This is a genomic window from Variovorax sp. 54 (assembly GCF_002754375.1).
In the GTDB taxonomy this organism is placed as follows: domain Bacteria; phylum Pseudomonadota; class Gammaproteobacteria; order Burkholderiales; family Burkholderiaceae_C; genus Variovorax.
Genome location: NZ_PEFF01000001.1, coordinates 816,475 through 834,012 on the forward strand (window position 1 = coordinate 816,475; position 17,538 = coordinate 834,012).

Consider the following 17,538-nt stretch of genomic DNA (forward strand, 5'->3'; position numbering starts at 1 on the left):
GTATTCGCAGCGTCGCCCATTCAGTCCAATCGATACTTTTTGAAGATCGATAGATTTGACTTGGGGTATCAGCCGGCCGGCGTGTCTGCGTATTTCGCCAGCAGGTTGATCAGGCGTTGCGCCGCGGGAGAGAGGTAGCCGCTGTCCCGGTAGGTCACGACCATGCGCCGCCGCATGGCCGTGGCGGGCACCTTCACCTCGCGCAGCGCGGCGCCCGACTGCCCGGCTTGAAGGTGCAGCCGCGAGATGAAGCTCAAGAGGCCCGTCTCCCCGATCAGGCCGGGGAGCATCAGCAGCATCGTGCTTTCGACCTGCACCAGCGGCCGCGGCAGACGGTGCCGGTCGAAGGTCTGGTCGAGCCAATCGCGGGTCGGGGCCCCGGGAGGCTGCAGCACCCATCGATGAGCCGTCAGGTCTTTCAAACTGGGCTTGGGCTTGCTGAAGATCGGGTGCGACTCGGCGGCGGCCACCACGATCACGTCTTCGGCCAAGTAGTGCGAAGCAAACCCGGTTTCCGCCGGGACTTCGGTGCCGACCATGAGGTCGATGTCGCCGGCGCGCAAGAGCGGCTTCAGCACGTCGACCAATGCCACGGTGGTGCGCAACGTGACGCCGGGTGCTTCGCGCATCAGGTCGCGTGCGGCCGGCGGCAGCAAGAACTGCGCGGCCGTCGGGACGATGCCCACCTTGATGTTGCCGGTCAGGCCGCGGCCGATGTCGCCGATCTCGCGGCGCGCGCTCTCCACGTCGAAGCGCGTGCGCTGCGCCCACTTGAGCAGGGCACTGCCGGCCGCAGTGAGCCGGATGCCGCGGCCCGTCTTCTCGAACAGCGCCGCGCCGCATGCTTCTTCGAGCCGCCGCACGCAGCTCGTGAGCGCGGGCTGCGTGCGGTGCAGCCGCTCCGCCGCGCGCCCCATGTGTTCGAGCTCGGCGATGACTTCGAAATACTGGAGGTCGCGCAGGTCCAGGGGGTTGCTCCGTGGGGTGGGAAAGAAAGAACGGTGCCGAAGACAGCGGTGCAGGCGGCTACGCCCGGAACCAGATCTTGAGCGTCACGTACATCGCGTAGCCCAAGCCCAGGACCATCCACGCAACGAAAAACAGGTTGGCCCAGTAGTCGCCCGCATGCGCCGCCAACGTGTAGACCTGCCCCGCGCAGCCTTTGCCGACGCAAGGAATTTCGCCCCGAACCAGGGCGCGCAGCATGGCGAAGAAGAGGTAGCAGGTCACGCCGGCGACCATCAGGAATCCGACGGGCCCTACGACCCCTTGGGTGAGTTCGCCCTTCTCATCGCGATAGCCCTGGCGCAGCAGTTTCTGTCCGTACCTGTACCAGGCAAATCCGAGCAGGAGCATCAAGGCGTAGTAGAGGAAGGTTCGCATGTCGGGGGGTCGTCGGGGTGTCGCGGGGGGGGGCTTCGGCAAGGATCGTAGCCGAGCGAAGCCCCTTCTCCGCCCGACCGCGCGCCCCCGCTACCGCGCGCTGGCCACGATGGCGATGCCTCGGATCTGCCCGGCGCTGGGCGCGTCCACCGGCTTCGCGTAGCGCGATGGCGCAAAGCGGTGCAGCAGCTCGGCCTCGCGGATGCGCGCCGAGTCCAGGTTCGCCAGCTTCACATGGCCGAAGCCACGCACCGACAGCGGCAGGGCCGCGATGCGTGCAGCAGTCGATTGGTTGTCGGGCGTCAGTTCGGCCGCCATCTCCTGCAGCAAGCGGTCGAAGTGATCGATCAGCCCGCGCTCGGTGCGGCGCTCCGCCGTGTGGCCGAACAGGTCGAAGGGCGTGCCGCGCAGTCGCTTGCCGTGGGCCAGCCATTTCATCGCTGGCAGCATCCATGCACCGAGGCGAATCTTGGCGGGCGCCTGACCGTGCGCAGGGCGTGAGAGCAACGGCGGGGCCATGTGGAACTCGAGCTTCAGGTCGCCTTCGAACTGGTCTTTCAGCTTCTGCAGAAACGTGCCGTCGGTGTACAGGCGCGCGACCTCATACTCGTCCTTGTAGCTCATGAGCTTCAAGAGGCTGCGCGCCGCGTTGCGCGTGAAGGGCAGGCGCGCATCGCCGCCCGGCAATGCGGACTCGGTCGCCTGCAGCGCGCGAATGCGCTGCTCGAAGCGCTGCGCCCATGCGGCGCTCTGGTAACCGGTGAGGTGGCGGCGCGCATCGGCGAGCAGGGTTTCCAGCGGGCGGTCGTCGACCTGGTGCGCCGCAGCCTCGACCGGCGCCGCGCGCAACTGGTCGAGCGCCGCAGCGTCGCCCGCCGCGAGCCGCCCCAGCGAGAACGCCGACTGGTTGGCCGCCACGGCCACGCCGTTGAGTTCGATCGCATGCATGAGCGCCTCGAGGCTCAGCGGCACCAGGCCGCGCTGCCACGCGTAGCCGGTCGCGACGATGTTCGCAGCCAGCGTGTCGCCCAGGAACTCTTCCGCCAGGCTCTGCGCATCGAAGGTCTCGACCTGTTCCTCGCCCGCGACGAAGCGCATCTTCTCGAGCAGCAGGTCGACATGCAGGTCCGCATCGGGGTTGCGCAGCGACTCGGCCACCGGAATCTCGTGGATGTTCGCGAGCACGCGCGTGCGCCCGTGCCGCACGGTCTGCAGCGCGTCGGCCGAGGCGCCCACCACCACGTCGCACGCGAGGATGGCGTCGGCCTGCTGCGTGTCGATGCGCACCTGGTTCAGCCGCTCGGGCGTGTCGGCCAGCCGCACGAAGCTCAGTACCGAGCCGCCCTTCTGCGCGAAGCCCATGAAGTCGAGCACGCTGGCCGACTTGCCTTCGAGGTGCGCGGCCATCGCGATGACCGCGCCCACCGTCACCACGCCGGTGCCGCCCACGCCGGTCACCAGCAGGTCGTACGGACCGGTCCACGCATGCGGCGCAGGATGCGCGAGCGCGCCCACGCGGTGCAGGAAGGCATCGCGCCCGGCCGCCAGCGCCCCGCTCTTGCGGCGCAGCTTGCCGCCGGTGACGCCCACGAAGCTGGGGCAGAAGCCCTTGGCGCAGGAATAGTCCTTGTTGCAGCTGGTCTGGTCGATCTTGCGCTTGCGGCCCATCGGCGTCTCGTGCGGGAGCACGGCCACGCAGTTGCTCTGCACGGTGCAGTCGCCGCAGCCTTCGCACACGGCCTCGTTGATGAACAGGCGCTTGGGCGGATCGGCCAGCTCGCCCTTCTTGCGGCGACGGCGCTTCTCGGCGGCGCAGGTCTGCTCGTAGATGAGCACGGTCACGCCGGGCATTTCGCGCAGGCGTCGCTGCACCTCGTCGAGCGCGGCGCGGTCGTGGAACTCGGTGCCGGCCGGAAACTTGTTCTTGATGGCGTCGTAGTGGTGGATGGCGTCGCTCACGACCACCACCTTGGTGACGCCTTCCGACTCCACCTGCCGCGCAATGGCGTCCACGCTGATGACGCCGTCGACCGGCTGGCCGCCGGTCATCGCGACCGCGTCGTTGAACAGGATCTTGTAGGTGAGCGTGGCCTTGGCCGCCACGGCCTGGCGGATCGCGAGGTAGCCCGAGTGGTAGTAGGTGCCGTCGCCCAGGTTCTGGAACACGTGCGGCGTCTTGGTGAACATCGCGTGCGAGATCCAGTCGACGCCCTCTCCGCCCATCTGGATCAGGCCCGCCGTGCTGCGGTCCATCCAGTTGGCCATGAAGTGGCAGCCGATGCCCGCGCGCGCCGTCGATCCCTCGGGCACCTTGGTGCTGGTGTTGTGCGGACAGCCGGCGCAGAAGTACGGCACGCGCTTGACCGCATCGCTCGCGTTGCCCAGCAGCTCGGGCGGCGTGAAGTCGCGCACATGCTGCAGGTGATCGCCCAGGTCGTAGTTCTCGGGAAAGTGCACGGCCAGCCAGTGCGCGACCAGTTCGATGAGGCGCGAAGGCCGCAGCTCGCCGAGCGCCGACACCAGCGGCTGACCCGCGTGGTCGTGCTTGCCCACGAGCACGGGGCGCGCATCGGGCGGCGCGTTGTAGAAGATGTCGCGCAGCTGCGTCTCGACCACGGCGCCCTTCTCTTCCACGATGAGGATCTCGCCGAGCCCGCGCGCGAACTCTTTGAGGCGCGTCTGCTCGAGCGGAAAGCTCAGCCCGATCTTGTACAGCCGCACACCCGCACGCGCGAGTTGCTCGGGCGAGAGTTCGAGCCGGCGCAGCACCTCCATCAGGTCGTGGTGCGCCTTGCCGCAGGTGACGATGCCCACCTTGGCATGCGGGCTCACGATGACGTGGCGGTCGATGCTGTTGCGTTGGGTGAAGGCAGCCACGGCCGCGAGCTTGTCTTCCAGCCTCGACTCGATGCGCAGCGACGGCAGATCGGGCCAGCGGTAGTGCAGGCCGTCGGGCGGCGCGGCGTGGCCGGTGGCGGCGCGCACCGCATCGGCGTCTTCCCAGGCGGCCACGCGCGCGTTCACCGCATCGAGGTCCACCGTGCCCGCGCTCTCCACGATTTCGGACAGCGCCGCCATGCCGACCCATGCGCCTGAATAGCGCGAGAGCTCGTAGCCGTACAGCCCGAACTCCAGGTACTCGGCCACGCTGGCGGGCTGCATCACGGGCATGCGCCAGGCCATGAAGGCGTGATCGCTCTGGTGCGGCATCGACGACGACACGCAGCCGTGGTCGTCGCCTGCCACCACCAGCACGCCGCCGCGCGGCGACGAGCCGTAGGCGTTGCCGTGCTTGAGCGCATCGCCCGCGCGGTCCACGCCCGGGCCCTTGCCGTACCACATGGCGTACACGCCATCGACGGTGCGCTCGGGGTCCGATTCAACGCGCTGCGTGCCCAGCACCTGCGTGGCGGCCAACTCCTCGTTCACGGCAGGCACGAAGCGGATGCCGGTCTGCTTGAAGCGCTCGCCGGCCTTCCAGATGGCCTGGTCGACCATGCCCAGCGGCGAGCCGCGGTAGCCGCTCACGAAGCCCTGCGTGTGCAGGCCGCGTACCGCGTCGCGCTGTTTCTGCATCACCAGGATGCGGATCAACGCCTGCGTGCCGGTGATGAAGACCGAGCCGGCATCGGCCCAGAGGTTGTCGGACAGTTGGTAGTCGGGCCGTCTGAGTGCGGTCGCTTCGAGTGGGGCGTTCATGCCCGGAATTGTTCTGCGGCCCCCCAAGTAAGTGTTTCTTCAATACACTGGCGCAGACCCTTGTTTGAAGAAGAATCCACTCGAAAATCACGATGAACGTCGGTTCTGCTTCTCTTGACGAGCATTGCCTCAAGATTCTTTCTGCACTGCAGCATGACGGCCGGCAGACCGTGCAGCAGATTTCCGAGGCCGTGGGCCTGTCGCCCACGCCCTGCTGGAAGCGCATCAAGGACATGGAAGCGGCCGGCGTCATCCGCGGCTACACCGCGCTCGTCGACCCCGAATTGGTGGGTTTGCATGTGTCGGCCGTGGCCGAAGTGAACCTCGACCGGCACAGCGAGGCGATGGTGCAACGCTTCGAAGAAGCCGTGGCCGCAAGCCCGCAGATCATTCGCTGCGTGTCGGCCACCGGGCCCGCCGACTACATCCTCAACGTGACCGTGCCGGACATGAAGCACTACGAGCGCTTCCTGCACGAGGTGCTGTTCAGTCTGCCCGGCGTGACGCACGTGCGGTCGAGCATCGTGCTGCGCGAGATCAAGTCGGAGGCGGCGCTGCCACTGGGGCACCTGCTGGATGCGAAGGCCGGGCTGGTGGGCTCACGACGAACCTAGACGCATCCGGTCGTCGTGGGCCGTGGAGCAGCGGCCCCTGCTTACTTCTTGCGCCGGATGGCGTAAGCGTTCTGCGCCAGCTCGAAACCGAGCGTCGGGTAGTAAGACATCGCGTCGGGGGCAGACAGCAAGATCAACGACACCTCGTCGCCGATGATGGCCTGCGTGCGCTTCACGAGTTCCCGGCCAATGCCATGGCCCTGGTACTTCTTGTCCACCGCCAGGTCCGACAGGTAGCAGCAGTACGCATGGTCGGTCAGTGACCGCGACAGCCCCACCAGCTCGTCGCCGACCCACGCCGACAGCAAGAGACTGGGCGCGGCGAACATCCGCTCGATTCGCGCGAGATCGTGGGTGGGACGCTTGATGCCGGATCGATCGAAGACGCGGGCGATGTCGACCGGATCCAGTGGAACGTTCTGACGGTAGTCGATGGTGATGTTGTTCATGTGTTTCTTCAGCAGTGCCTGCGCCCCGCTCATTCAGTCTCGGAAGAATCCAGCTTCTTGAGTTCGGCGAACTTGGCCGCCATCGTCGGGTTGCCGCGCGTGAGCTTCTTGATCGTCACGTCCTGCGCCTTGTCGTTCGCAAGACGAAGGTTCCGATCGGTGCCGAGCAGCGCTTCCTTCGTCTTCTGCAGGTGATCGATCGACTTGTCGATCTCGGCGATTGCCTTCTGGAAGTGCCCGGAGGCGAGGTCGTAGTTTCTGGCAAATGCGGTCTTGAAGGTCTCGAGTTCGGACTCGAACTTCGTGATGTCGATGTTCTGCGCCTTGACGAGCGCCAGCTCCGACTTGTACTTGAGCGAGTTCATCGCCGCATTGCGCAGCAGCGTGATGATGGGCAGAAAGAACTGCGGGCGCACGATGTACATCTTCGGGTAGCGATGGAACACGTCGACGATGCCCGTGTTGTAGAGCTCGTTGTCGGGCTCGAGCAGCGAGACCAGCACCGCATACTCGCACCCCTTCTCGATGCGGTCCTTGTCGAGCTCCTTCAGGAAGTCTTCGTTCCTGTTCTTGGTTGCGGTGCGGTCGCTCTCGTTCTTCATCTCGAACATGATCGAGACGATCTCGGTGCCGGCTTCGTCCGCGTCGCGGAAGATGTAGTCGCCCTTGCTGCCGGTGCGCGCGTCGTTGTCCTTCTCGAAATAAGCCCGGGGAAATGCCATCGACCGGATGCGGTTGAACTCGGTCTCGCAGTGCTGCTCCAGGGTCTCGCCGACCATCTTGGTCGACAGGCGCGCCTTCAAATCCTTCAGGCGATCAATCGCGTCGTCGCGGTCCTTGATCTGCGTCTCGTACTTGTCCTTGAGTGATTTCTCGGCCAGTTGCTTCTCGAGCTCCGCCCGCTCGAGGCCGCTCTTCAACTGATCCCGCTCCTTCTCGACCGCACCGACGGCCTCGCTGATCGCGAGCTTCTTCGCCACCTCGACGGCGTCGAGCCTGGCCTTCAGTTCCTGGATTTCCACGTCCTTCGCGGCGGCGCCCTTCTGCAGCTCGCCCACGTGCCTGGCCTCGGCGAGCGCGGTCGCGGCCAGCTTGTCCTGCTTGGCCTTTTCAAGCTCGTTCGCGAGCGCGTCGCGCTCCCGTTCCACGATGCTCAGGGCTTCGCTCACGGCGAGTTTGCGCGCGACGTCGCCGGCCTCGAGCTTGGCCTTGAGTTCCTGAATCTCGCCGTCCTTGGCTGCTGCAGTTTTCTGCAATTCTCCGGCAGCTTTTGTCTGGGCGAGTTCGACGGCGTTGCGCTTGTCCCGCTCGGCCAGCTCCAGCCGCTCGTGCAACTGCTTTTCGAAATCGCCGTCGCGTACCTGCTTCAGGATGTCCGCGTAGCCGGCTTCGTCGATCTTGAATGCTTTGCTGCAGTGGGGGCAGATGATTTCATGCATGGTTACTGACCTTCGACCGGAAGAGTTGCCGTTCGATGCGCGAGGTGATTTTTCGCGAGGTTGAGACCTCCATCCTTCGGCGTGCGTTGATTCTTTTTGCGAGCGGATTGAATCCTCATGTGCAACTTTCGGTTTGTGTCTGCATAGGGCGATGTTAGGCGCTCGCAAGCGCATGCAGCGACATGACTAGCAAGCAAAGGCCCGCCGATATTTGACGAGCCCGCGCTTGATCGAGGCATCGAAACCGCATCGCTCGAAGAAGCGATGGGCATCCGTGCGATCCACCGAACTCAGCAACATGATCTTCGAGCAATCGCTCACCGCGCAGAAGGCCTCGACCTCCCGCATCAGCGCGGCCCCGACCCCTCGGTTGCGGGCAGCGACGTCGACAACGACGTTCTCCACGACGGCGAACGGCTGCCGCTTGAACATCACGTCCTCGCACAGAGAAACCAGCGCCGTCGCGCACACCTGGCCGTCGACCTCCGCGACAAGAAGCGCCGTCCTCGGGTCTTCGGACAACTCCTGCAGGCGCTCGGGCAGCACGCAGCGCGCCGTGTCTCCCACCAGTTGGCCGTAAAGCGCATCGATGCGCGCTGCGTCATCGGACACCGCACGACGGACGCTGAGGGATGAGATGGACATGCAGGCGGTCTCCGCAAATGACGTCGGGTTCGGGCGAGGCCCGCTTCTGGCTGGATTCTCCTGCAGCCCTACACCTGCAAAACGCGCGATGCCCACATAGACTGGCGAAATGTCCGAGTCCACGCCCGCCTTCAGCGCCCCCTCCACCACCAACAACTACGCCGAAAAAACCGCCCGTCTGGTGCCAGGCCTGCACGACCTGCAGACGATGGCGGCCCTGCTCATCGCCGAAGGTGCGCCGGACTCGGCCAACGTGCTGGTCATCGGTGCCGGCGGCGGCATGGAGTTGAAGGTGCTCGCGCAGGCGCATCCCCGATGGCATTTCGTCGGTGTCGATCCGTCGCAGCCCATGCTCGACCTCGCCGCGGAAACGCTCGGCCCGCTCGCCGAACGGGTCGCGCTGCACCACGGCTACACCGACACCGCCCCCGAAGGCCCCTTCGATGCAGCGACCTGCCTGCTGACGATGCACTTCCTGACGCTCGATGAACGCAGGTCGACGTTGAGGGAAATTCATCGCCGTCTGAAGCCCGGTGCGCCGTTCGTCGTGGCGCACCTCAGCTTTCCTCAGGCGGATGGCGAGCGGGAGTTGTGGCTCTCGCGCTATGTCGCTTTCGCGGCGGCGTCCGGTGTCGATCCGAACAACGCGCGCAAAGCGGCAACGGCCATCGGTTCGACGCTGTCGCTGCTCAGCCCGGAACAGGAAGAAGCACTGCTGGAAGAGACGGGTTTTTCGAACGTCCGCTTGTTCTATGCGGGCATGGCGTTCAGAGGCTGGGTCTCGCAAGCCTGAGCCGAAGCCTCACTCCGGCGTCTGCAACTCCGCCCACGCCGTCAACATCTTCACCTGCGTGCGCAGCCAACTCGTCGGCATCGACTGCGTGCCCCACACCGCGATACGGCCCGCGTGTTCGCCCATGAGCCAGAACTGCCGCACCGCGAGGAAAGCGGCGATGGCTTCGACATCTACCGAAGACAACGGGCGCGCGCTGCGGTAGCCCGTCAGGTAGCTGCGCCAGCGCGCCAGCGACGTCGCGTCGAGCGATCCGCCCACGGTGCGCGGGTGCATCGCCCACAGGTACACGCACAGGTCGTAGGCCAGCCAGCCGGGGCCCGCATCGTCGAAGTCGAAGAACGACGCGACGCGCGTTCCCTCCGGGCCGTCGGTCACGAAGTTGTTCATGCCGTGGCAATCGCCGTGCCCATGGACACGCGTCAGGGCCGGCATCGCGGCAATGCGGGCTTCGAGCGTTCGCGCGATGGCGCTGAACTCCGGGCGCAGCGCGTCGGTCATCGTGGGCGCGGCATGCAGGCGCTCGAGCGACGCGTGCAGCAGGTCGGAACTCCAGCGTGTAGCGACTGGCGGGGCCGTGGTAGTCCTGTGCGGCTTCGTGCAACAGCGCCAGGCCGCGACCGGTGGCCTCGACGTCGGGCAGCACGTCGCCGGGGATGTCGCCGTCGAGGTGCTCGAACAGGATCAGCGGGCGCTCGCCCTCGGGCAAGTCCATCGCGACGGCATGTGCGCCGTCGCGTGCAGCCAGCGCGCCGGCCACGGGTACGCCCTTGGCCTTCAGGTGCGCGAGCAGTGCCGTTTCGTAGCCGACGTTCGGCGCGCCGCGCGGACGGTCGGCGCTCAGGCGCGCGACGGCGCGGCGGCCGTCGACAAACTCCAGTCCGTAGACGTGGTTGAAGCTGCGCCTCAGCAGCTCGCACGACCGGACCTCGCCGAGGTCGTAGGCCTGCGCCACCTTCTCTGCGATGGCGGCGCCCGTGGGCGTGGTCTGGGCGATCTGCGTGGAGCGTAGAAGCGTCGTCACGGGTGCGGCCTTTCGGGAGCGTGGGCGGCGGGCGATTCTGCCCTACCCTCCGCCGCCTTGCCGCGTTGCGTCAACGCTCCACGTCGTTGTCGAGCGAAGCCCTTTCATCCCCCACCTGCCGCCACGCAGGCGCCAGCGCCTTGCGCGCCGCATTGAGCTCGGCCATCGAGATGTGCAGCTCCGCCATGGTCTGCACCAGCAGCTCTAGCAGCGCGGCGCGTTGGCGCAGCCGCACGGTCTCGGCGCGGCGCGCGCGCTGGGCCTGGCGGGCCGCGGCCTGGATGGCGCGGCCCGTGGGCGAGTCGTGCGTGGGATGGCTGTGGTGGTCGTCCATCGACAGGCCGGGTGCGGCGCGCATGGGCAACATCACGCGGCGGCGGGCACACCCTGGACGGCGGCGGCAGCGGCGAGTTCGGCATTGGCCGCATCGCCGCGCGTTTCAGCAGCGGGGCCGTAGTTGCGCAGGTGCAGGAAGAACTCGCCCATCATCTGCATCCACAGGCGCACGGCAAACGCCAGGTAGGCGGGGCTGACGCCGCCGGCGACGACGACGTCCATCTCGAGCACGACGAAGTCGCCGTGCTGCGCCACGCGCGCAAAGCGCTTGCTGCGGTGCCATGCGGCGAGCACGGCCTCGGGCAGCGTGCCGCCCTGCACGCGCAGCGGGCAGCTCAGGGTGAAGTCGGTGTACTGGGTGGTGGTGACGGCGTTGCCCCACAGCACCTGGAAGCCGATGCCGTGGCTGGCGCTGTGCAGGCGCACCACGCCATCTTGCTCAATGGCGGTGACGGCGCCGCCGGCGGCCTTGATGGCGTCCGACACCTGGTCGGGCGTGACGGCGTCGAGCATGTCGAGTGCGGCCGGCGTGGCGGCGATGTCGTCGGCTTCCGGGGTCGTGGCGGTGGTGTTCATGGTCTGGTTCTTCTTTCGGAAAAAGGGGAAATAGGTTCAGTTGGTTTTCTTGAGCGCGGCGTCGAGTGCGGCGCTGTCGATGCTCAGTTGCGCCGGCGGCGCCAGCTGGGCCATGTAGGCCTGCACCAGCTGCTGTTGCCGCTGCTGACGCAGCGCAGCCTGCAGCTGCGGCTTCATCTCTTCGAGGGTGGCGGTGCGCGCGGGCTGGATGTCGAGCAGCTTGACGACGTGAAAGCCGGCCTCGGCCTGCACCGGTTCGCTGACCTGGCCTTGCTTGAGTTTGGCCACGGTGTCGCGCAGTTCGGGGAGGATGCGCGCGAGCGGCAGCGTGTCAACCTCGCCGCCGCGCTCGGCGCTGCGGCGGTCCTGCGAGCTGGCGCGCGCGACGGCAGCGAAGTCGCCGCTGCGGGCCTGCTTCGCGAGGCGGTTCGCTTCGTCGCGCACCTTGGCGATGGCGGCCGGGTCGCGCTCGGGCGTGGCCAGGTAAATCTGCGCGACGCGGTAGGCGGCCGGTAGGTTGAAGCCGGTCTTGCCTTGGTCGTAGGCAGTCTTCACTTCGGCGTCCGACGGGAAGCCCGCGGGCACCTGGCTCACGGATTCGAGATAACTGGTGGCGACGATGCGCGCGGCAATCTCGCGCGTGGCGGCGTCGATCTTTGCCTTCACCTCGGGCCGATCGGCCCAGCCCTTGGCGCGGGCGTCGCGCAGCAGCGCTTCGCTCACGAGGCGCTGGCGCAGCCAGCCGTCGAGACCCGCGCGGTCGGCCTTGACAGCAGCGCGCTCGGCCTCGGGCAGGGTCTGCAGCAGCTTCTCGATTTCGTCGGGGCCGATGGTCACTTCGCCGATGCGTGCGACCACGGCGGGGCCGGGCGCGGCGGGTTGCTGCGCGGCGGCCACGCCGACAGACGAAACCAGCAGCACGCCGGCCGCTGCGCGCAGGCGCCGGCCGATCCCGGCGGTGGAGGTTGCTTGTGCATGGGTCATTGCGGCTTTCCTTCCGTAGCGGACGCAGCGGCTTCAGGTGCCGGCGCGCTCACAGCGCGCACGTCGAAGCGGCTCTCGTAGAGCTTGTCGCCGTACTGCTGCGCGATCTGTTCGTACTTGACGCGGCTCTGCGCCGCGAAGGGTTGGCGCGAGGCGAGCACGCTGCCCACGTCCATGGTTTCGTAGGCGCGCAGCACTTCCTGGCCGACGGCGTACAGCTGCGTGTTCTTGGCCTCGCACTGCGTGAGCGCGGTGCGCTGCAGCGCGGCCTCGCCAGCCAGACGCTGGCGCTCGGCCTCGGAGGCGCGCGACATCTTCAGCAGTTCGTCGTACGCGCCGCGGAACTGCGCGATCTGCGCGCCCGCCTTCTCGCTCGCGGCCTGGGCCTGCTCGCGCAGCTGCGCGTTGCCGGCACTGGCCTGCCCGCGCGCGTGGCGCTCGGACGCGAGCTGGGCCTGGCTTGCGGCCAGTTCCTTCTTCAGCGTTTCGAGCTCGGGTGCAACGGGTGCAGCACCAGGTGCCTTGCCTGCGGGCTGGCCCGCCTTGAGCGCGGCCAGCTCGTTCTGCGCCTGTTGCAACTGCGTGGTGGTGGTGCGCAGCTGCGCACGCAGCCGCTCCTCCATGCTCGCGCCTTGCGCTTGCTGGGCCTGCGCCACGCCGGCCGTGGCGGCCAGTGCGGCCAGGGCCAGCGCCGGGAAGATCGTTCGGGACACGGCGCTCTCCTTCTTTTGCTTAGAAACGCGCATTGAATTCAAGCTGCAAGGTGTCGATCGACAGCGGCGGGCCGTAGACCTCCTTGGTCGAGATCCAGCGGCCGGTGAACCACATGTTCTTGTCGATCGCGTACGAGCCGCCCAGGAAGTAGCCGCGCGCATTCGTACCGCCACCGTGGAAGCTCGAATCGTTGTAGCCGTCGGGCATGGCATCGGGCTCGATGCGCTTGTAGCCCGCGAGCACGTTCCAGTCGCCGCGTGCGGCCGGTGCCGGCTTGCCGTAGGTGGCCTGCACCATGTAGGCGTTGCCGCCGCTCTTGAAGTCGGACTGGGTGGTGCCGCCGGTCGGGCCGAAGTTGTTCACGATGGCGCCGCGAATGCCGCCGCGGGCCCAGATGCCGGCGGCGTCGTAGGCGGTGTTGCGCACGAAGTTGGCGTCCAGACGCAGGTTGTTGCCGGCCACCTGGGTGTCCCAGCGCAGGTTCAGGTCGATCAGGCGGAACTTCGAGGCCAGGCCCACGTACTGCGGCTGCGGCGTGCCGGCCGGGTTGAGCGGGTCCAGCGAGATGTCGCGCAGCAGCATGAGCGTGTTGCCCTTCTGCATGAAGGCCGGACGCGACCAGTCGGTGCTGCAGCCGTCGGCGCCCGCGTACAGCGCGCAGGGCTCGGAGACCTGGCCGCTGATGTTGCGGAAGTTGTAGTACGCCAGCGCGCCGCGCACGCGGTTGTCTTCGTTGATCTTCCAGTCGGCGCCCACCTGCGCGCCGAGCAGCCACTTGTTCTCGCTCTTCATCTTGCGCTGGCTGCGGGTGGGCGAGCCGTCCGCCGAGTATTCGAGCGGAATGAGGCCCAGCGTGCCGAACAGCGAGAGGTCGCGGTTCGCGGCGAGCTTCTTGTCGAACTGCGCGGCAATGCCGTCGAAGTTCAGGTCGCTCGAATACAGCAGGTCGGTCGACATGAAGGGGTTGCCGAAGCGGCCGCCGGTCACGGTGAGCCAGTCGGTCGGCTTGTGCGAGATCCACATCTGGTCGAGCCACACGCTCTTCTTGCCCAGTCCGCCGCCCAGCGTGGTGGTCGTCGACACGGGGCTGTCGTCGCTGCCCGAGGCCAGGCGCACGCCGGCCTTGGTGTTCTCCGACAGGTCGGCCAGCAGGCCCACGCGTGCGCGGGCGCGGAACAGGTTGCGGCGGTCCTGGCGCGTGTTCAGGATCGACGGCAGCGACAGGTTGGTGTTCGGGTTGACGTCGTAGCCGCTGCCCTGGTTGAGCGAGGGCCAGTTGATCTCGATGTCGCTGTTGTTGCCGGCATAGCTGCGCGATTCGTTGCGCACGCGCACGTCGCCTTCGAAGCGGATGCGCTTGCTCCACTCGGGCGTCTCGTTGGGCGCGGCCCAGCCTTCGTCCTTGGCCTGGGCCATGACCTGCGCCTTGACCTCGTCGCGGATCTGGTCGCGCACGGTCTGCGAGATGTAGGGCACGCGCACGTCGCCGGCCTCAAGGCGCATGCCGCCCGCGACGGTGGCCGATGCCGCGGTGGCCGACACGGCCGCCTGGCGCTGTGCCTGCTGCGCGGCGATGGCTTCGGTCTGCGCCTGGGCCAGCAGGGCTTCGCCCACGTCCTTGGCGAGCGTGCCGCTTTGAATGAGGCCGCGGATCAGCTTGACCATCGCGGATTCGGCGGCGGGCGCGGCGGCGGTCTGGGCCAGGGCGGTGCCGGCCGACAGCACGAACGCGGAGGCCACGGCCGCCGCGAGCGCGCACTGGCGCAGGGCCGGCATCGCGCCCCGGCGCGGGAGGGTGTTGTGGAGGGTGTTCATCGCTTCGTTCACTGGATGGAAGGAGTCGGGCCGACGGTCGGCCGTAGAGATATGGAAATTCATGGCCGGCGGCCTTTCATCGACACGCGCATCGGAAAGCGCATCGAGGCCGGCGGACGTTCTTCGATGCGATCGAGCCCGCGCAGCAGCGCCAGCACGGCTTCGTCGATGTCCTCGGTGCCGGTGCCGCGCACCAGCTGGGCGCGCGTGGTCTTGCCGTCAGCGCCGAGCCACAGGTCGATCTGGATGTCGTCGAACACCAGCTGGCGCGTGCGCGGGTCGCGCGACAGCGCCTGCTGCAACATGCTCGACACGTAGCGCGCATACGAGCCGCTGCCCAGGCCGCCGCCACCGCCGGTGCCGCTCATGCCACCGCCGCTGCCGGCCTGGATGCCGAAGGCGTCGTTGCCGGCCTGGCCGGCGCTGTCCATGGTCACCGGGTCGCCCAGGTCTTTCGACGGGCTGGGCGGTGCGTCGTCCTTCGGTGCTTCGAGCGGCTCGAGCGGCTTGGGCTCGGGCTCGACCACTTCGGGCTTGATCTTTTCCGGCTCGGGCTCGGGCAGCTTCTCGGGTTCGGGTGGCGGTGGCGGGGGCGGCGGCAGCATCAGCGTGGGCGCATCGGCCACCACGCGCTTCTGGCTCGCGGTGTCGGACAGCAGCCGCCACACGAGCAGCGCCAGCGCCACGACGACCACCAGGCCGATGACCACCCCGCCCCAGCGGCGCCAGAGCGCGGCCGTTCCGCCTGCACCACGGGAGCGCGGCGCAGGCGAGGCAGAAGAAATCGGGTCGCGAGGGTTCACGCTCCGGTCCTCACTTCTGCTTGCCGGTCACGAGGCCGATCTGGTTCAGCTCGATGCGGCGCAGCAGGTCGAGCACGTCGACCACCTTCGCGTACTGCACGCTGGCATCGCCGCGCACGATCACGGGAAAGTCGGGCGACAGCGCCTTCTCGGTGCGCAGGCGTTCTTCGAGTTCGGGCAGCGTGACCGGGTAGGCGTCGAGGAACACGTTGCCCGCGTTGTCGATCGTGATGGCCTTGGTCTTGGGCTTCTCCAGCGCCACCGAGGCGCTGGCCTTCGGCAGATCGACCTTGATGCCCGGGATGCTGGCGTTGCTGGTGAGGATGAAGATCACCAGCACCACCAGCAGCACGTCGACAAAGGGCGTGATGTTGATGCCGCCCGTGCGCTTGCGCACGGCGAACTTCGCGGCTGTGTTTGCCATGGTGCGCGGTCCTCAGGCGCGGCGCGCCTGCACGGCCACCGGCAGCGAGCGGCCCTCGCCCTGCTCTTCGGCCAGGCGCGTGACGAACTCGTCGACGAACACGGCCATGTCGGCGCCGATGGCGTCCGAGCGCGAGGCCAGCCAGTTGTAGCCGAACAGCGCGGGAATCGCGACGCCCAGGCCGGCGGCGGTACACAGCAGCGCGGCGGCCATGCCGGGCGCCACCGAGTTGATGTCCACGGCGCCGGCCATGGCCGCCACCACGAACACCAGCATGATGCCGATCACGGTGCCGAACAGGCCCACGTACGGCGCGCCTTCGATGGTGGTCGAGAGCCAGTTCATGCGCTTGGACATGCGCTCGGTCTCACGCACCATCACGCCGTCCATCGCGGCGCGGATGGCACCGATGGTGGAGGCCGACACAGCGTTCAGGTCGTAGCCGCGGTCGTGGCGGCGGCGCATCTCTTCGATGGCCACTTCGTATAGGCGCCACAGCGACGAGTCGGCACGCACCTCTTGCGGCACGGTGTTGTTCGTGGCCATGCGGTCCAGCGGCGCACCGGCGCCTTCGCGGAAGTGCTCGATGAAGGTGGCGTTGGCGCGCGAGGTGGCGCCGAAGCTGCGGCCCTTGCCGATCATGATGGCCCACGACAGCACCATCATCAGGCCCAGCAGGCCGACGACGACCCACGCGTCCAGCGGCATCGCGGCCAGGATGAAGCCGAAGTGGCTCTTGCCCGCCTGCTGCTCGTCGGCACCGAAAGCGGCCAGGCGCGACTCGGCGCCTTGCGACACGGCATCGGCCAGCAGCAGCGCGTCGGGGCGCGCGACCTTCGACAGGCGCACTTCGTCGATCGCGCCGGTGAACGGGGCGAAGGCATCAGCGGGTGCGGCGCCCGGCGCAGCAGGTGCGGCCGGTGCATCGGCGCCAATCGCGGCGGCGGTGTTCAGCGCGGGCAGCTTGGCCGCCAGCGACACGGCCGGACGGCCACCCACATACAGCGCCACGCTGTCGCCTTCGGCCTTCACCGCAAGGTGCGACCACTGGCCGGCCTGCATGGGCTGGCCGGGCGTGCTGCGCTGGCCGTTCACCTGCACGAAGGGCACGCCCTGGTCGATGCCGACCACGAGCTCGCCGGCGCCGTCGCGGCGTGCATAGATCGCCTGGCGCGCGCCAAGCGAATCAGGCTTCACCCAGGCGGAGAAGGTCAGCGTGCCGCCGGCCGTCACGGCCAGCGACGGCGTGGCGGGCAGCATCAGCGCGCCGTTGCCGAGCTGCGCGCCCTTGCCGATGACGGTGCCTTCGACGGGCACCGCCGCGGTCTGGCCGTTGTTGCCGTAGGCGGTGGTGTCGCGCGGCGGTACCGCGCCTTCGGCGAAGTGGTAGACCAGCGTGTAGTCGGGGTCGAAGCTGCGCTGGCCGTTGCCCGAGGCCGGGGCCTTCGGGTTGCCGTAGTACATCCAGAGCTTTTGCGGCGTGCCGGCCGAGACGTTGGGCACGTCGACCCAGATCAGCGCCATGCCCAACAGCGGATCGAACTGCTCGATCTGGTGGTTGAGCACAGTCTTGTCGTCGCCCGCGACAAAGCGCAGGTCGGCGCCGGTCTCGCTCACGCCTTCGAACTTGAAGTTGCCCGTGTGCAGGCGCACCAGCACCGGCACGCGGCCGGCATCGCTGCCGATGGCGCCGGCCTGCGGGCCGCCGTCGATGGTGACGGGTTTGCGGTAGGCCCATTCGGCCTGCCACCAGGCATGGGCCAGGCCCGGCAGGAGCGTGCTCAACAGCGTGAGCGCGATGAAAAGAAGTCGTCGCATGACAGGGGTTCTCCGGAAAGCT

18 protein-coding genes are annotated in these 17,538 nt (G+C 67.8%); 3 read left to right on the forward strand and 15 right to left on the reverse strand.

Going from position 1 to position 17,538, the window contains the following annotated elements; genetic code table 11:
• Positions 1-68: 68 nt before the first annotated feature.
• The 3 genes from CLU95_RS03625 to CLU95_RS03635 all read right to left on the reverse strand — a co-directional run bounded on the left by CLU95_RS03625 (position 69) and on the right by CLU95_RS03635 (position 5,082).
• Positions 69-1,022: a LysR family transcriptional regulator gene (locus tag CLU95_RS03625; RefSeq protein ID WP_306513254.1), complete on the reverse strand. Its 954-nt coding sequence runs from the start codon at positions 1,020-1,022 to the stop codon at positions 69-71.
• A 4-nt stretch (positions 1,023-1,026) separates the two neighbouring features.
• Entirely contained in the window at positions 1,027-1,383 is a 357-nt protein-coding gene (locus CLU95_RS03630; RefSeq protein ID WP_099790520.1) for a hypothetical protein, read from the reverse strand.
• A 90-nt stretch (positions 1,384-1,473) separates the two neighbouring features.
• On the reverse strand, positions 1,474-5,082 hold the full coding sequence (locus CLU95_RS03635; RefSeq protein ID WP_099790522.1) for an indolepyruvate ferredoxin oxidoreductase family protein: 3,609 nt from the start codon (positions 5,080-5,082) through the stop codon (positions 1,474-1,476).
• 92 nt (positions 5,083-5,174) lie between these two features.
• Between CLU95_RS03635 and CLU95_RS03640 the strand changes: the two genes are divergently transcribed.
• Positions 5,175-5,696, forward strand: a complete 522-nt coding sequence (locus CLU95_RS03640; protein ID WP_099790524.1) for an Lrp/AsnC family transcriptional regulator — start codon at positions 5,175-5,177, stop codon at positions 5,694-5,696.
• 41 nt (positions 5,697-5,737) lie between these two features.
• Here the strand turns inward: CLU95_RS03640 and CLU95_RS03645 are convergent, their stop codons facing one another.
• The 3 genes from CLU95_RS03645 to CLU95_RS03655 form a co-directional block, all read right to left on the reverse strand.
• Positions 5,738-6,145, reverse strand: a complete 408-nt coding sequence (locus tag CLU95_RS03645; RefSeq protein ID WP_099797098.1) for a GNAT family N-acetyltransferase — start codon at positions 6,143-6,145, stop codon at positions 5,738-5,740.
• 29 nt (positions 6,146-6,174) lie between these two features.
• Complete coding sequence (locus CLU95_RS03650; RefSeq protein ID WP_099790526.1) at positions 6,175-7,584, reverse strand: DUF2130 domain-containing protein; 1,410 nt, start codon at positions 7,582-7,584, stop codon at positions 6,175-6,177.
• A gap of 186 nt (positions 7,585-7,770) precedes the next feature.
• Positions 7,771-8,229 carry a GNAT family N-acetyltransferase gene (locus tag CLU95_RS03655; protein ID WP_099790528.1) on the reverse strand — a complete coding sequence of 153 codons (459 nt, stop codon included), beginning with the start codon at positions 8,227-8,229 and terminating at the stop codon, positions 7,771-7,773.
• 109 nt (positions 8,230-8,338) lie between these two features.
• Here CLU95_RS03655 and CLU95_RS03660 point away from each other — a divergent pair, with 109 nt between their 5' ends.
• Positions 8,339-9,022 carry a class I SAM-dependent methyltransferase gene (locus CLU95_RS03660; RefSeq protein WP_099790530.1) on the forward strand — a complete coding sequence of 228 codons (684 nt, stop codon included), beginning with the start codon at positions 8,339-8,341 and terminating at the stop codon, positions 9,020-9,022.
• A 9-nt stretch (positions 9,023-9,031) separates the two neighbouring features.
• Here the strand turns inward: CLU95_RS03660 and CLU95_RS31040 are convergent, their stop codons facing one another.
• Positions 9,032-9,523: a phosphotransferase gene (locus CLU95_RS31040; protein ID WP_257214527.1), complete on the reverse strand. Its 492-nt coding sequence runs from the start codon at positions 9,521-9,523 to the stop codon at positions 9,032-9,034.
• A 97-nt stretch (positions 9,524-9,620) separates the two neighbouring features.
• Between CLU95_RS31040 and CLU95_RS31045 the strand changes: the two genes are divergently transcribed.
• Complete coding sequence (locus tag CLU95_RS31045; RefSeq protein ID WP_257214528.1) at positions 9,621-10,034, forward strand: hypothetical protein; 414 nt, start codon at positions 9,621-9,623, stop codon at positions 10,032-10,034.
• 82 nt (positions 10,035-10,116) lie between these two features.
• Here CLU95_RS31045 and CLU95_RS03670 read toward each other — a convergent pair whose 3' ends face one another.
• From CLU95_RS03670 to CLU95_RS03705, 8 genes are read right to left on the reverse strand one after another with little or no spacing between them, the layout of a single operon-like run.
• Positions 10,117-10,404 (reverse strand): hypothetical protein, encoded by a 288-nt coding sequence (locus CLU95_RS03670; protein ID WP_143605939.1) that lies wholly within the window; start codon positions 10,402-10,404, stop codon positions 10,117-10,119.
• A gap of 8 nt (positions 10,405-10,412) precedes the next feature.
• Positions 10,413-10,958: a YbjN domain-containing protein gene (locus CLU95_RS03675; RefSeq protein ID WP_099790534.1), complete on the reverse strand. Its 546-nt coding sequence runs from the start codon at positions 10,956-10,958 to the stop codon at positions 10,413-10,415.
• Positions 10,959-10,994: 36 nt separating this feature from the next.
• The gene (locus CLU95_RS03680; protein ID WP_099790537.1) at positions 10,995-11,942 is read right to left on the reverse strand and encodes a peptidylprolyl isomerase; all 948 of its coding nucleotides are present in this window, start codon (positions 11,940-11,942) and stop codon (positions 10,995-10,997) included.
• On the reverse strand, positions 11,939-12,655 hold the full coding sequence (locus tag CLU95_RS03685; RefSeq protein WP_099790539.1) for a hypothetical protein: 717 nt from the start codon (positions 12,653-12,655) through the stop codon (positions 11,939-11,941). Before CLU95_RS03685 ends, CLU95_RS03680 begins: the two co-directional genes overlap by 4 nt.
• Before the next feature lie 19 nt (positions 12,656-12,674).
• Complete coding sequence (locus CLU95_RS03690) at positions 12,675-14,471, reverse strand: putative porin (RefSeq protein WP_099790541.1); 1,797 nt, start codon at positions 14,469-14,471, stop codon at positions 12,675-12,677.
• A gap of 59 nt (positions 14,472-14,530) precedes the next feature.
• On the reverse strand, positions 14,531-15,274 hold the full coding sequence (locus tag CLU95_RS03695) for a hypothetical protein (RefSeq protein WP_225616730.1): 744 nt from the start codon (positions 15,272-15,274) through the stop codon (positions 14,531-14,533).
• 10 nt (positions 15,275-15,284) lie between these two features.
• Positions 15,285-15,698 carry an ExbD/TolR family protein gene (locus CLU95_RS03700; RefSeq protein WP_062474100.1) on the reverse strand — a complete coding sequence of 138 codons (414 nt, stop codon included), beginning with the start codon at positions 15,696-15,698 and terminating at the stop codon, positions 15,285-15,287.
• 12 nt (positions 15,699-15,710) lie between these two features.
• Positions 15,711-17,516 carry a DUF2341 domain-containing protein gene (locus tag CLU95_RS03705; RefSeq protein ID WP_099790546.1) on the reverse strand — a complete coding sequence of 602 codons (1,806 nt, stop codon included), beginning with the start codon at positions 17,514-17,516 and terminating at the stop codon, positions 15,711-15,713.
• Positions 17,517-17,538 lie beyond the last annotated feature (22 nt).

Coding starts and splice junctions, on each gene's coding strand:
- CLU95_RS31040 (WP_257214527.1), bottom strand. CDS start 9,523: ATGACCGACGCGCTGCGCCCGGAGTTCAGCGCCATCGCGCGAACGCTC.
- CLU95_RS03640 (WP_099790524.1), top strand. CDS start 5,175: ATGAACGTCGGTTCTGCTTCTCTTGACGAGCATTGCCTCAAGATTCTT.
- CLU95_RS03690 (WP_099790541.1), bottom strand. CDS start 14,471: ATGAACACCCTCCACAACACCCTCCCGCGCCGGGGCGCGATGCCGGCC.
- CLU95_RS03675 (WP_099790534.1), bottom strand. CDS start 10,958: ATGAACACCACCGCCACGACCCCGGAAGCCGACGACATCGCCGCCACG.
- CLU95_RS03660 (WP_099790530.1), top strand. CDS start 8,339: ATGTCCGAGTCCACGCCCGCCTTCAGCGCCCCCTCCACCACCAACAAC.
- CLU95_RS03670 (WP_143605939.1), bottom strand. CDS start 10,404: ATGCGCGCCGCACCCGGCCTGTCGATGGACGACCACCACAGCCATCCC.
- CLU95_RS03700 (WP_062474100.1), bottom strand. CDS start 15,698: ATGGCAAACACAGCCGCGAAGTTCGCCGTGCGCAAGCGCACGGGCGGC.
- CLU95_RS03645 (WP_099797098.1), bottom strand. CDS start 6,145: ATGAACAACATCACCATCGACTACCGTCAGAACGTTCCACTGGATCCG.
- CLU95_RS03705 (WP_099790546.1), bottom strand. CDS start 17,516: ATGCGACGACTTCTTTTCATCGCGCTCACGCTGTTGAGCACGCTCCTG.
- CLU95_RS03655 (WP_099790528.1), bottom strand. CDS start 8,229: ATGTCCATCTCATCCCTCAGCGTCCGTCGTGCGGTGTCCGATGACGCA.
- CLU95_RS03680 (WP_099790537.1), bottom strand. CDS start 11,942: ATGACCCATGCACAAGCAACCTCCACCGCCGGGATCGGCCGGCGCCTG.
- CLU95_RS03650 (WP_099790526.1), bottom strand. CDS start 7,584: ATGCATGAAATCATCTGCCCCCACTGCAGCAAAGCATTCAAGATCGAC.
- CLU95_RS03630 (WP_099790520.1), bottom strand. CDS start 1,383: ATGCGAACCTTCCTCTACTACGCCTTGATGCTCCTGCTCGGATTTGCC.
- CLU95_RS03635 (WP_099790522.1), bottom strand. CDS start 5,082: ATGAACGCCCCACTCGAAGCGACCGCACTCAGACGGCCCGACTACCAA.